Annotated in this window: 12 protein-coding genes and 4 tRNA genes; 6 read left to right on the top strand and 10 right to left on the bottom strand. The window is 44.1% G+C overall.

Annotated features, from left to right (window positions below):
* Nucleotides 1–21 precede the first annotated feature (21 nt).
* The 8 genes from cooS to Ga0451573_RS09585 all read right to left on the bottom strand — a co-directional run bounded on the left by cooS (nucleotide 22) and on the right by Ga0451573_RS09585 (nucleotide 8,713).
* A complete protein-coding gene (gene cooS, locus Ga0451573_RS09620; protein ID WP_231683727.1) occupies nucleotides 22–2,034 on the bottom strand; it encodes an anaerobic carbon-monoxide dehydrogenase catalytic subunit in 2,013 nt (670 codons plus the stop codon).
* Between the two features lie 130 nt (nucleotides 2,035–2,164).
* Nucleotides 2,165–2,929, bottom strand: a complete 765-nt coding sequence (locus tag Ga0451573_RS09615; protein ID WP_231683899.1) for an ATP-binding protein — start codon at nucleotides 2,927–2,929, stop codon at nucleotides 2,165–2,167.
* Nucleotides 2,930–3,278: 349 nt separating this feature from the next.
* The gene (locus Ga0451573_RS09610) at nucleotides 3,279–4,484 is read right to left on the bottom strand and encodes an alkaline phosphatase family protein (RefSeq protein WP_231683726.1); all 1,206 of its coding nucleotides are present in this window, start codon (nucleotides 4,482–4,484) and stop codon (nucleotides 3,279–3,281) included.
* A gap of 111 nt (nucleotides 4,485–4,595) precedes the next feature.
* On the bottom strand, nucleotides 4,596–6,281 hold the full coding sequence (locus tag Ga0451573_RS09605; protein ID WP_231683724.1) for an ABC1 kinase family protein: 1,686 nt from the start codon (nucleotides 6,279–6,281) through the stop codon (nucleotides 4,596–4,598).
* Nucleotides 6,235–6,588, bottom strand: coding sequence for a phasin family protein (locus tag Ga0451573_RS09600; RefSeq protein WP_231683722.1), 354 nt, complete (start codon nucleotides 6,586–6,588; stop codon nucleotides 6,235–6,237). Before Ga0451573_RS09600 ends, Ga0451573_RS09605 begins: the two co-directional genes overlap by 47 nt.
* 75 nt (nucleotides 6,589–6,663) lie before the next feature.
* Complete coding sequence (locus tag Ga0451573_RS09595; RefSeq protein ID WP_231683720.1) at nucleotides 6,664–7,293, bottom strand: hypothetical protein; 630 nt, start codon at nucleotides 7,291–7,293, stop codon at nucleotides 6,664–6,666.
* A gap of 91 nt (nucleotides 7,294–7,384) precedes the next feature.
* A complete protein-coding gene (locus tag Ga0451573_RS09590; RefSeq protein ID WP_231683719.1) occupies nucleotides 7,385–8,326 on the bottom strand; it encodes a M56 family metallopeptidase in 942 nt (313 codons plus the stop codon).
* Between the two features lie 6 nt (nucleotides 8,327–8,332).
* A complete protein-coding gene (locus tag Ga0451573_RS09585) occupies nucleotides 8,333–8,713 on the bottom strand; it encodes a BlaI/MecI/CopY family transcriptional regulator (protein WP_231683718.1) in 381 nt (126 codons plus the stop codon).
* A gap of 300 nt (nucleotides 8,714–9,013) precedes the next feature.
* Here Ga0451573_RS09585 and Ga0451573_RS09580 point away from each other — a divergent pair.
* The 3 genes from Ga0451573_RS09580 (at nucleotide 9,014) to Ga0451573_RS09570 (ending at nucleotide 9,293) form a co-directional block, all read left to right on the top strand.
* Nucleotides 9,014–9,091 (top strand) — tRNA-Asp (locus Ga0451573_RS09580).
* Nucleotides 9,092–9,095: 4 nt separating this feature from the next.
* Nucleotides 9,096–9,180, top strand: a tRNA-Tyr gene (locus tag Ga0451573_RS09575).
* A gap of 37 nt (nucleotides 9,181–9,217) precedes the next feature.
* Nucleotides 9,218–9,293 (top strand) — tRNA-Gln (locus tag Ga0451573_RS09570).
* Nucleotides 9,294–9,635: 342 nt separating this feature from the next.
* Here the strand turns inward: Ga0451573_RS09570 and Ga0451573_RS09565 are convergent.
* A complete protein-coding gene (locus tag Ga0451573_RS09565; RefSeq protein WP_231683717.1) occupies nucleotides 9,636–9,803 on the bottom strand; it encodes a hypothetical protein in 168 nt (55 codons plus the stop codon).
* A gap of 183 nt (nucleotides 9,804–9,986) precedes the next feature.
* On the opposite strand from Ga0451573_RS09565, the gene Ga0451573_RS09560 reads away from it, so the two are divergent.
* Together Ga0451573_RS09560 and Ga0451573_RS20290 are read left to right on the top strand one after the other, a co-directional pair.
* Nucleotides 9,987–10,073 (top strand) — tRNA-Leu (locus Ga0451573_RS09560).
* Nucleotides 10,037–10,393, top strand: coding sequence for a 4Fe-4S cluster-binding domain-containing protein (locus Ga0451573_RS20290; RefSeq protein WP_353740073.1), 357 nt, complete (start codon nucleotides 10,037–10,039; stop codon nucleotides 10,391–10,393). Before Ga0451573_RS09560 ends, Ga0451573_RS20290 begins: the two co-directional genes overlap by 37 nt.
* Nucleotides 10,394–10,529: 136 nt before the next feature.
* Here Ga0451573_RS20290 and Ga0451573_RS20065 read toward each other — a convergent pair whose 3' ends face one another.
* Nucleotides 10,530–12,107 (bottom strand): stalk domain-containing protein, encoded by a 1,578-nt coding sequence (locus Ga0451573_RS20065; RefSeq protein ID WP_231683716.1) that lies wholly within the window; start codon nucleotides 12,105–12,107, stop codon nucleotides 10,530–10,532.
* A gap of 269 nt (nucleotides 12,108–12,376) precedes the next feature.
* Here Ga0451573_RS20065 and Ga0451573_RS09550 point away from each other — a divergent pair, with 269 nt between their 5' ends.
* Nucleotides 12,377–13,057 (top strand): epoxyqueuosine reductase, encoded by a 681-nt coding sequence (locus Ga0451573_RS09550; RefSeq protein ID WP_231683715.1) that lies wholly within the window; start codon nucleotides 12,377–12,379, stop codon nucleotides 13,055–13,057.
* The last annotated feature ends 217 nt before the right edge of the window (nucleotides 13,058–13,274 follow it).

Raw genomic sequence — 13,274 nt, 5'->3', positions numbered from 1 at the left:
TTTCGAATTTCGGAATACGAATTAGTAGTTCTGGCATAAATCGGTTTCGAATTTCTCGGCAGTATTCTTGTGTACACCGAGTTTCCATGTGCGGTATTCAAGCGCACTCAGCAGCTTCTCTGCAGCAACCTTGTAGTCAACTTCAAATATGAAGTAACCGCCATAAACATCACTGGCAATCTGGGTACAGATGCTGTAGAAGAGGTCACTGCCCTCAACCGGAGGCAGAACACCGACATGAACCGGCATCCCAAGGGTTACACACCAGCAGCCGATAGCAACGGCTTTACCGGACATAGCTTCCGGAGCTGAAGCAACCCATGGAACCTTCGGAGTATCTACTCCCAATTCATTTGCCATATCCATCAACAGGTCGGAGGCACGGGTATTGTCAACACAGGATCCCATGTGGAATACTGATGGCAGATTTTCTTTGGCTTTACCGTCAAACTGTGACAGGAACGCCTTCAGACCATCACCACAGAGAGAATCCCTGTTGGCAGGGTCAAGAATGCCCAACTTAGCATAAGCCTGAGCGGCACAACCGGTAGCAACTACAAAGACATCATTTTTCAGCATTTCTTTAACTATCCCGATATGATTTTCGTCCTGAACACCCTTGAGGTTATTGCAGCCTGCAAACAGGGCAACCCCTTTAATCTGGCCGGACTGAATGGCATCGGTAAGAACCTTTACAGGATTATCAGCATTAACGGTTCCAAATATGTCGTAAAGGGCTTCCAAGCTGAATCCTGCAACAACCTTGTTCTTCAGCTCTGGCACATAAACTCTTGAAGCGTCACGTTCTTTATATGATGCAATAGCTACCCTGACAATCTCTTTGGCATCTTCCATGGCTGATTCCACGCTGAACGCTACATGCATGGTCCCGGGAAGCTTAGCAATTGGCTGGGTAGTAACAATCTTGGTATGGAAACACTTGGCTGCTGTAGTCAGTCCGGGCATGATGCACTGGACATCTACTACCATAAGGTCAATAGCGCCTGTGGTAATAGCAAGTTCCTGAGAACTAAAGGAGGTTGCTATGGGAACACCCTGGCGCATGAGTACTTCGTTACCTGTACAGCAGATACCTGATAACTGGATTCCGGCAGCTCCGGCCTCTTTGGCTTCACCTTCGAGCTCACGGGCAGCGGCAACAATCATTTCACTCAGCAGAGGGTTATGACCGTGCAGAATGATATTGATTTTGTCCTTGTCAATTACACCAAGGTTAGCTTCAGAAACAACCGGTTCCGGAGTACCAAAGAGTATATCTGAGAAGTCGGTACCGATATGCATTCCTGTATAGTCAGCCATAGCAGCCCTTAAAGCGCTGAAGGTGATGTTAACAGGGTCATTGTCCTGACCGACATGTGCCTGTGCAAGCAGGTCTGCCAGCGCTGACTGGATGCCGTTAGGAGTAATGCTGCAGTCATCAAGCTTCTGCTTACGGCCTTCAGTAATAGTAGAAGTACACCAGACACACTCACCCATATCAGTGAGGATTTGGAAATCATTAAGAGCCATTTTAGCAACTTCTTTGGCAATATCATTATCAGATTTGCCTTCGGTAGCCACACCGACTCTCTTGGCAACCTTATAAAGCTTCTTGGAATCTGTAATCTTATAATCCGAAGCTTTGCCTTCAGCCATTTCAAGCACTGTATGGGCCATATGGCGGGCATGCTCACAGTGAGCAGCAGCGCCGGTCAAAAGCATGGTACCGGTACTCCTGGCAGCGATTGTCCATGCATCAGCACCACAAATCCCCTTGCTCTTAGGTCCGGTATCAGCAGTTACACGGCAAGGTCCCATCATACAGAACCTGCAGCAGGTCCCTTTATATCCGAACTGGCACTGAGGCTGTTGCGCAACGGCACGGTCAAAGGCAGTAATGATACCTTGTTCCTGTGCCCTGTCAAGCATCTCGAGAGCAGCCGGGTCAGAAGTACGCTTAACGTTCTTGGGTTCAAATACCCTGGGTGCATCTGACGGTTTGCAGGTATGGTTTGCGTCTTTAAATCTTGGCATTAACTTTAACCTCCTTAAAATGATTTTGTGCCCCTCTTTCTTCCCTCTGCCGGATTATCTCTAGTCTTGCCCGGTCTATAAGGAAAGGAAAGAAACAATTAATAACATATGCTGCTAAAACTTCCCTCTATCAATCCACCTCCCGTAGTAGTTTTTCATGAATTTCTTTCATGCTCCCGAGCAGGACTCCTCCCAACTCTGCGGCCGGGCCGCTTTCCATGGAGCTTTCCCATATATAATCATCAAAAGGAATAAATCCAAGAATCTTGTCATCTCCCAGATGTTTCCGGATGAATTCCTTTTCTTTTTCATTCCTGACCTTGTTGCCGATAAATTTAACTTTTCGGATTCCCAGCTCATCAGCCAGTTTTTCAACTAACAGGGCGGTATTAACACTGTTTCTGCTGGGTTCAACCACCACCAGCATAATGTCCACACTTCTTGCCGTGCCTCTGGTAAGGTGTTCTATCCCGGCGCCCATATCGAGGATAACGGCACATTCTTTGTCAAATAAAAGTCCGGACATCAGGGCATGCAGAAAAGAGTTCTCACGGCAGTAACAGGCAGTTCCGCCCTGCTTGATGCCACCCATCCGGAGAAAATTAATATTACCCATGGGGATGCTGTATTCGTTCAAAATATCGTCAACATCCGGATTTAATGTAAAAAAGGCCCCTCCTCCACTGCTCTTCTGATCGATTAATTCCTTCATCTCCACAAGAGGCTTAAGGGTACGGACCTGTTCATCCGGTATGCCTACAGCGGCAGCCAGACATGCATCAGGATCCGCATCAACGGCATAAACCTTTCTGTGGGACTCGGCGAGAAGCTTTGCCAGTGTAGATGCGACTGTTGTTTTACCTACTCCGCCTTTTCCTGATACTGCGATTTTTATCAATAACTTCACCCCATCCTTAAAATAATTTGCTGCGCATAAAGTACATTTGCTGCATAATCACCTATTGTTTGGGTATTCAAAAGATTCTCACTTTTTTAAACTTTCTACATAAATTATGCAAATCCTTCTGGATACATTTAATTTTAAATACTGACAATTCTTTACGATTCGTGAATATAAAAGGGTTTCGACAGAAAATTCTAAATTCCTTCTGTGTTTAAAAAAATTATTGAAGTGAATAATATCACAAATCAACTATAATATTTTTATACCTCATTTAATCAAAAATAAAGACCCCTCTGGGGTTATTTGGAACTATCGGAGCTTAACATCCACAAATCAATCATCAAAACATCAGAAATCGTTTCTTAAGATAATAATATTCAGCCACATAACCTGCACCCATCACCAGCACTGTTACTCCTTCCACTAACCGAAGCATCATGTTTTTCCATTTAAGTGATTTGATTTCCCGGTCCCTTGCTGCAATCGTTTCCTGTATTTGGGCTTTTTCCCTGTTAACCTTTTCTTTTTCAGTTTTTACAAGCCTTTTTTCTTCCGACAGTCTGTAGATCATCCCTGTTATTTCAAGGTTTTCGTCACTCAGGTCACGAATTCTCTTTGACATCAGATTTTGCTCACTAAAGCTGCTTCCAGGCGCAATAGCGTTCCAGATGACATTTCCGTCACACTCGTGAGAAACCTGTATTCCTGTCAGCAGGGACACAGTCGGTACAATATCGGTAATCTTTACCGGAGGCAGTTCCATCCCTGCCCGCAGCCCGGGACCCGCCATGACTAACGGAACAGTCAGCTCTTTTGTCGTCAGGCTGTCTTCAGTGCCGGCATCCACTCCATAATCTCCGGTAAATATAATCAGGCTGCTTTCAAATTCTCCCATTGACCGCAGATTTGCCAACAGTCGCCCCAACTGCGCATCAATATCATTAACTATGGCTGCGGTTTTTTTACTGTCTCCCTGACCTTCCAGGTCAGAGTCAATACCGGGAAGTTCAATACCAATAAAATACGGTTTTTCTTTCTGAAATACGCTAACAGCCCGGGTAATTACATCTTTATTGCCGCCGCCCTTAACAGTATAAGTCTTAACACCCCCACCGCCGGTGAACAGGCCCCGGAAAACTGATTCCCCCGGGCAGACATATACTGAACTCCTGCCATACCTGACTACTGTTTCCGGAAATAAACCGGTTTTTATCTGCCGGTTATTTTCGTTGAAGCCATGAATATCAGGAGCGGCGCCAGTCAACAGTGATGCTCTGAGAACTGCCTGATTTGTGGGCAAAACTCCTACTGCCGCAGCCTTCAAGCCTCCGGCCGCCATCCCGTTCAGGCTGGGTGTATAGGCAGACTTAATCCTTTCCTCGCTGAGCCCGCCCGCAGAAATAAAGATGACATGTTCAACTGTTTTCTCCCCGGGCTGCCCCTCATCTTCCCTGTCTGATTCAGCCTCTGTTTCAGCCTGAGCAACAGGACAGAAAACCAGGCCGATAAAGACCACCAGCAAAAAAACCCGTTTAAGCAGCTTCATTATAAAGTGTTGCCCCCTCTCCAGAGCATGTCAATATAATATATTTGGGACAACACCTGTTTATGCTATTTTCCGAAAAAATATTACGATAGCGGGCCTCTTGAATATTCGTCAGATTCTCCCTGACCGAATGATGGAGACTAGCAGCCACATTCCCATAAAGAGGGCTAGAACAAAACCAGCCTCAGCAATAGGAATCTGCCATAACAGTGTTTTGGGACTTCTTTGGGCTATCAGGGAAGAACCGATAATAATGGCAGCCACCACCAGACTGAAGGAAATCCGGTTACCAACCAGGACCAGTCTTTTAATGAAATTATTAAAATCCCGGTGTTCCAGGGTAATTTTGAGGTCACCTTGCCCCGCTGTCTCCACAAGTTCACTAACCTGCCGGGGCAGATTAAGAGAAATCCCGGAGATCTCCAGGAAGTATTCAAGTCCAGCTCTGGATAAGTGTTCCGGTGAAAATTTCTCCTTCACCAGCTTTCTTCCGAATGGTTCGGCAAGGTTAATAATACTGACCTCCGGGTCCAGCCGCTCAACAATCCCTTCCAGAAGCACCAGTGATCTGACCATTAATACCAGTTCCACAGGAACCCTGATCCGGTAAACAAATGACATCCCCAATAGTTCACGGAGGGCATCCCCTATTCTAACCTCACCCAGCGGCCTGTTGTAATACTTTTCAAAGAGCCGGTAAATATCGCGTCTCAATTTCTTTTTGTCAATTTTCTCCTGTGCATATCCTATTTCCAACAGAACCCTGACAACACCGCCGACATCTTTTCTGACAATGTTTAACAGCATCATTCCCAGGCGGTCCTTCAGCCACTCGTCAAGCCTTCCGACCATCCCAAAGTCCAGAAAAATCACCCTGCCGTCAGTCCCCACAACCAGGTTTCCGGGATGTGGATCAGCATGGAAAAAACCGTCCACCAGCAGCTGCTTAAATATCGAATTGGCAACACTGAGGGCCAGTGCCTTCCTGTCAATTCCCGCTGCAGCCAGCTTTTCTTCACAGTTTATTTTAATCCCGTCAACATACTCGAGTACCAGAACACGTTGCGAAGAATAGTCCCAGTAAACTCCGGGCACATAAATCCCCGGGTCATCCTTACAATTAGCGGCTAGTCTTTCTGCGTTCCTGGCCTCAATACTATAATCGAGTTCTTCCTTTATCGTGGCAGCAAACTCATCAACCAAATCCACAACCTTATAAAAGCGGCCCCATTTGGTACGTGCTTCCAAAACCCGGGCCATGTCATGCAGTATCTCCAGGTCTGTTTCTATTTCCCGGTATATTCCCGACTTCTGCACCTTGACTACAGCGTGCTCACCTGTATGAAGACAGGCCTCATGCACCTGACCTATTGAAGCCACAGCCAGGGGTTCTTCATTTAAATAAGCAAAAACCTCTGCTGCCGGGAATCCCGTTTCTGCCTCAATGGTATTTATGATTTCGAGAAAACCCACGGCTGGAACCCTATCCTGAAGCATTTCCAGTTCTGCTATGTAATCTGGCGGCAGCAGGTCCGGTCTGGTGCTCAGGATCTGACCAAGCTTTATGAAAGTTGGTCCCAGCTCTTCGAATACCACCCTCAGGCGCTGGGCAGTATTCAGGTGTATTTCGTCAACACTCTGATTTTTGTTAATAAAATTTAATCTCTTACTGAGACCGACTGCTTCCACTAAATGTCCGAGACCGTGCTTACTCAGGATGTTCACTATCTCCCGGTAACGGGCGATGTGCCTATACCTGTTGGTGAATATCCTTTTCCACCCTTCCGGCAGCTCCATTTTCTTTTTCTCCCTTAATTTCCTGCAGTTCCAACTGTCTAACCCTGCTCTCCAATTGATCAAATTCCTTTTTAGTAACCAGTCCGGCGGTACGAAGCAGGCTGTCTACTTCTCTTTTAACTGTGTCTTTAAAATTGGCGCGTTCCTGTTCTCCCTTTTGTACCAGCTCATCAGCAAACTGCCTGGCCTCTTCGGATGTGACTTCACCCTTTTCCTCCAGTTCCCGGGCAAACTTCTCCGCCCTCTCTCTGGTAATGGAAACAGCCCCCATACCCATAAGAATGGGTCTTTTTATCAGGTTTTTCACGATATACCTCCCTCAATATTATTAATATAGTATAGGCAATAAAGAGAGAATATATTTGCCCACTTCCGTGAAGCCTTACGCGCCAACCGGCAATTTAAGCTTTTTCAGGGTGAGCTTAAGTAAGATCATATCTGCTGCAAGCAAACCCAGGAACATATATAGTACAAAATACCAGGTAAATGAAATTTCTAAAATCCCAAATAGCAGGAAAAGACCCGAAAACATGAAAATGAATGCCCCCAACAGCCAAGCCTGTTTAAGGCCGGCAGCCCACGAAGTGAAAAAGTACCCGCTCCCAAGACCAAACAGCACGGCTGCTGCTCCGCAAAAGAAAAAAGCAAATAAGGCCGGCGGGGAATACATATATATCCCATGCCACTCGGCATTCATGTAAAGCACATAGTTCAAAGTCAACAGGCCGGTATAGCAGATAAAAATATAAGGAAGATAGCACACCAAAAACCCTGCAAAAACTTTGCCAAAAAAATCATAGGGACTCTCACTTCTCGAAGTGCAGTCCGACCCATGAGAGCCGGAGAATATATATAAATAGGAAATTATCAGAGGCATCAGAATCAATTGAAAAGTAATCAGCGGAGTCTCTTTAAACCAGTAAGGAGCCTGACTCATAGGAATAAATACTCCGAAAACAATAATAACAATGGTCCCGAGCAAAATTGATTTGTTATCCAATATATAATGCACCCTGCTCACCTCCGGAAATATAATTACTACTTTTGTAGTAATTATCCTCAAAAAAATTTGGCTTCCGCCAAATTTAGGCCAACTATAGTTTTCAGCCAAATATATTTACACTGAAAAGGGCAACTGTAACGCAAAACACAATCGCTATTTTAACATAATATATCATCTGGCGTCCCGGAGACACCTCAAAGTAGTCTTGGGGAAGCTGAACGACTCTTTCGACACGTTCACTGAAAAGAGATTTGGAACCAACCAGACTCTGCATAATGGTATTTGTCAATATGGTTTCAGCGGCTGTCCGTTCTTTCATCAAGTTGTGGACCTTAAGCAGCATTTCGGCAAACTGGACCGGTTTTCCGGTGATACTGATAGCCATATCATCACAGTTCTTTTCTTTTTCTTTTAAAAGGTAAGTATAAACCAGCTGGACTACCGGATTGAAAAACATGATATCCCTGAATAGAACAGCCTGCCATATATAAAGGTTATCCCAGCGAGCCATATGGGCAACCTCATGTGCCAGTAATGCTTCCATCTCGTCATCATTCAGGTTGTCGGCAAGGTGCTGGGGCAGGACAAGCATGGGATTAAGAAACCCCAGGACAAAAGGTGACGGGTAATAATTTGTTACCAGGACCAGTTTCGGAGGTTTAGTACCGACTTTTGCGGCAATATTTTCAATCATGTGCTCAATTTTCCTGGTTCTCCCGTCATTGAGCTTTTCGCTGTGAAAAACCTCTGTCTTAAACTTCTCATAGGTTATCCAACGATAAACAAAACAGGCCACTCCCCAGCCATAAACAAAAGCTACTGTATACCAGGAAACACGCAATCCCGCAAGATTCAATCCCAACAAAACGAGAAAAGCCTTTATTAATGGAAGCTCCAGGAGTTTAAACCTGAGATTGGCACTGAGGGAACTGCCCCTGATATCAATAATAAACATTACCAGGAGGACCACAACCAGAGCTGCTGCCCCGGAGATGATACTGGGCAATATATTATTGTAAATCAGTGATGCTGCCACATCCATGGGGTTTTAATCCTCCCTCTTTTTCTCTTCTATAATTGATTTCAGGTAAGCCAGTTCATCGTCACTAAGGCTCTTGTCCTCCAGCAAGTGAGAAAACACGGGTGCCCGGGAGCCTCCGAAAATTTTATCGACCACGTACTGAAGCATGCTTTTGGCAACTTCAGCCTTAGTGGTGGTTGGTGAATATACATAAGCCCGCCCCTGTTTCTGCCTGTGAAGAATCCCTTTTTGGGCAAGCCTCGACATAACCGTCATCACAGTGTTATAAGCAATTGACCTTTCCGCCGAAAGTGTTTCAAAAACATCCTGCACTGTTGCCATCTGACGTTTCCAGACAACCTGCATAATATCGGCTTCCAAAGGACCTAATGTATTTTCCGGCGACATCCCAATCCCCCCAAATTTTTTAGTCATTATTATTTATTATATACTACTATCGTAGTGACATCAAGAAGTTAGTGAAAAACTTAACGAATCACAAATATTTTTAAAACAGGCGTATATTTTTTACCAGGTATGCTCATAATACTAATACTCCGCTTTGGTGAGTTCTATCTCTCCCCGTCCAGTGGAAACACTGGACTCTTTTTTTTTAATTGTTTCCTTGGATTTTGCTCTTGACGGCTATAATATAATTCGCTATAATATGTTTTGTGACTTCGCCAAAAACGGTGTCACCAAAAGTCAGGAGCAGTGGTCTAGCTGGTCTAGGATGCCGGCCTGTCACGCCGGAGGTCGCGGGTTCGATTCCCGTCTGCTCCGCCATAATGGAGGGGTTCCCGAGCGGTCAAAGGGAGCAGACTGTAAATCTGCCGGCTCAGCCTTCGCAGGTTCAAATCCTGCCCCCTCCACCATATTACAATTTGGAATTGACAATTGTCAATTGAATAATGGGGCGTAGCCAAGCTGGTAAGGCAGCGGACTTTGACTCCGCCATTCGTAGGTTCGAGTCCTGCCGCCCCAGCCATAAAAGTGAACACAACGGCATCAGGCCGTTTTTTTTATTGCATTTATACACAAGCAGCCCTTAAAATTTATCTTATTTTTGCTAATGAAGTGACAGGTATTGTTTGGTAAATTCTGAGTAATACTGTTACTGAGGTGAGAAACTGTATGCTAAAACTTAATTACAGTTTAATTGGGGCAGTTCTGTTTTGTTTTGCGTTTTGGGGAATTTTGATCTATTTGATTTTATAAGTCATTCTGCAATGAAGGGGCAGGTCGTTTTCCAGATGATAACCGGAGAACATCGCCTGCCCCTTTCCTGGGGATTAAAGCTGACCTTTTATTCAGATACCACTGTTACCTCTTAAATATCTTCATCATCCCGGTAAACAACGCCCAGTTCTTCATGTCTCGGTGCAGATACCCTTCTTGACTTGCGGTTTTTGGCGCCACTTGCAGTTTTGGGACCACTGTAGTTAACCATTTCACGGTTCATTTCACGGCTGATTCTTCCTACTACCTTGCGGACCATACAATCCCCCCTTTATTTGAATGAAAACTGAATTTGTCGCAGTTTAGTTTTCCACATCCCAGGTAAAAAATACGTTCCAATATTACCACAAATTGCAGTCAAATGATGAGGTCTGTAAGCAACGTTTTCAGTTGACTTTTGCTATCGTTTATGCTATTATCGTTAATGTACTCAATACAAGATGCGGTCGTGGCGGAATTGGCAGACGCGCTAGATTCAGGTTCTAGTGCCCATTGGGGTGTGGAGGTTCAAGTCCTCTCGACCGCACCAAACTCTTAGAAACACTAAGCCTGTGGAAAAAATCCACAGGCTTTTTTGGTGCTTTCAGTGCAAATTGGGAGCATAAGACCCGGCCAACATACGTTAAGGGCATATATGCTATACTTAGGCCGGGATTAGTTTCTCAGACAAATACCTCCTCGGCCACTTATTCCTCATACCTGTTTGGTGGCGACCCTATTCTTCCGGCCAAGGAACTCTTAACCCTTGTCAGAGAAATCAAGAAGCTCGGTAAGGCTGTCTGGCTTTATACTGGGTTTACATTAAAAGTACTGGTCACCAGAAATGCTGCAGCTAATATCCATGGTTGATTCATTGCTTGACGGCCGGTATATTGAAGAAAAGAGATTCCCGGAAGTCCCCTGGCGAGATTCGAGAAACCAGCGAGAGACGTACCCGGATCAAAAGGTCCGCAAAAGGCGGAAACGGGTGCGATGAACCTCATTCTTACTGGACTTTTTTGTTTTCTATGATTGCAAGCATTAAGTTAGGATTCCACCTAACGGTAGCACCGAGAGACTCACTGATGAATCGCAGAGGAACTAGGGTGGAACCATCAACTATCTGTGGGGCAATGTCTAATGTAACATCTCTTCCGTTTACTTGTGCAGTCTTGCTGCCAATTTGAAGAGTTACGTCTGCGTAATAAGTATGTGCTGTAACTGTTTGCGTGGCCTCTTCCCAATTAACGGTGGCTCCCAGTTTATTAAAGATAGCACGCATAGGAACCAATGTCCGGCCATCTTTGACAATAGGTTGTACAGAAAACTCCATCTGTTCACCATCTACTTTTACTCTGGGAATGATTAAATTACCCTTCAACATATCGTCATCACTAATTAGAATGGTATCAGGCTTATAGATGTTAGTAAAATCTACGGCTAATAATTTTGAGGAAGATATTCTGTTGTCTGAAGCTTTTGCATATATAACGAAATATCCTACAGCCTGAGGAACGGGCTGCCAATAATACCATTTTCTATTTGCTGCCGAGCCGTAAACAGCCCGCTGCTTTTCTTTTGCTCTTGTAGTCTTAACAGGAAATACATTGACAACACTACCCTGCTCTATTTCATATTTAACCAGGGTGTATTCGTGTTTAATCGATGTGTTAGCATAACTCCATGTAAAAATATACTGCAATGGTTTCAGTCCTTTTGTCTGATTTACTTCCGCAATTCTAAGATCAACAAACTCAGGAGGAAACGTAAGATCTGGGTCGTTGTTGGTATTAACTACATTTGATGCCTTTGTCCAATAATCATAGATATCTCTATTGTTGCCGGCAAGTGGTAAAATGAAATTTTCCTGAGGCTGTACATTGTAAGTTTTATAATAAGAACTTTCATCAAAATAATAATCAAGGAAATAGGCATTTTTCTCCAGGTTTTCAGCAATATCATAATAATAATTACTTTGTTTAACGGTCGGCGATCCATATAATTGCACATAATCTTCAGCGGCAATTTCCTGGATAAGCCACATATGTTGTTCACCCTGGTCATTCACCAAAGGATGATCTTTTAGTCCACGTGCTTCCGCAAATTTACTGGAACGCCAATCTTCCCAAAGTTTGTTTTCATTCTTAAGATAATAATAATACGTAAAATGGTGCCCATATTCATGAGCCAAACTAAGAGCAAAGCTCTCAACGGTAGTATTTGTATCTCCATTAAAAAGTTCTATAGTACAGCCGTTTTTTAAATAAACTTTACCGTTCACCGTGTCAGTTTCACCATACCATGTTCCGACAAAATCACCGTTATCGGGATTTTCTTCAGGGTAGATGGCTATTTTACTAAGTAACTTTATTTCTTCACCGTGACCGTTAAGAAGAAGTTCATTATATAAGTCGTTTAATTTTTCAACATCACTCCAAGACGGGCTGTAACTTATTATTTGCAAGCCGTCGGGTGCAGTATAACTGCCGGCAATCTGTTCGGCAAATGCAGTCTCCGCAGAGATGAACATTAAACTACATATTGCCAATAAAATTGCAAAGTTTAGCCTAATCCTTTTTCTCACTATTAACCCCCCTTATTTTGTAACAAAAACTATTTAATGTAATTCAACACATATTGATACAATCCTCTCAAATAGTGGCTATTTTCCCAATTATTTTTTCCCTTAGCCTCGATTCTTTTTACGTCCTAAACCTCGCTTCACTGTATTTTAGAAAACTTTCGAATATCTTTAATGAATGTTTATACACACTTTATAATTATCTGTTAGTATAATACAAACGAAATCTTAAAGGACATGATTTCAAACTTGTGAAGCGGGTGATTAATCTGATGCCAGTAGAGCAAAAAATAAAGCGCTGGGCGCTATATAAAGGAGCCGATTTGGCAGGAATTACTTCCACAGATAGGCTGGCAGGGGCACCGGAAGGGTCTCATCCGGAGGATTCCCTCCCAGGGGCAAAATCCGTTATTTCTCTTGCCAGACAATATCCAAAGGGACTTATAGATGTAAAGAGAGCTGCTGCTTATTTCCACTTTATGAAGCAGGAATATATTCGTCTCGAAGCAATAGCAGTCAACCTGGCGCTGTATATTGAAGCCCAGACCGGAGGCAGGGCGGTCCCTATTCCCGCTGATATCCCTTATGAAAACTGGGACCCTGATGAAATGTTCGGACGTCCCGACCTCTCTCATAAACATGTGGCTGAAGCCGCCGGCTTAGGGGCCATCGGTCGGAATACTCTATTAATGACTCCTCAGTATGGCAATCGTGTGCACCTTATTTCTATCATTACAGATATTGCTTTAGAAACGGATATTACCATAAAGGACATTATGCCACAATGTCCTTCTTCTTGTGACGCCTGCATTAAAGCATGTCCTGTTAGTGCCATTAAGGATGGCCGGGTGGACCAAAAAACCTGCCGCAGTCATGCGATATATTACCATTCACGCGGCTGGCATTACTATACCTGCTGGGAATGCCGCAAGGCCTGTGTTAACAATTTTTAAGAAGACACTAAGCCCGTGGAGCAAGTCCACGGGCTCTTTTATGATTACATAAGGGTTAATCCGGAGAAGAATAGATATCATCATACATATCTCCGTGAATAGTAACATAATCCTCCTTGCAGATTTTCAGCCCCGTTTTGCCAACACTGTCTATGTGCACAACCACAGAGTATCTCCCGTCAGTTGTGCCGATACCAACATAGTGTTTTCTCTCCCA

It is taken from the genome of Phosphitispora fastidiosa (assembly GCF_019008365.1).
In the GTDB taxonomy this organism is placed as follows: domain Bacteria; phylum Bacillota; class Thermincolia; order Thermincolales; family UBA2595; genus Phosphitispora; species Phosphitispora fastidiosa.
The sequence above is the reverse complement of the archived record's forward strand: the minus strand, read 5'-3'. Positions and strand labels throughout refer to the sequence as shown.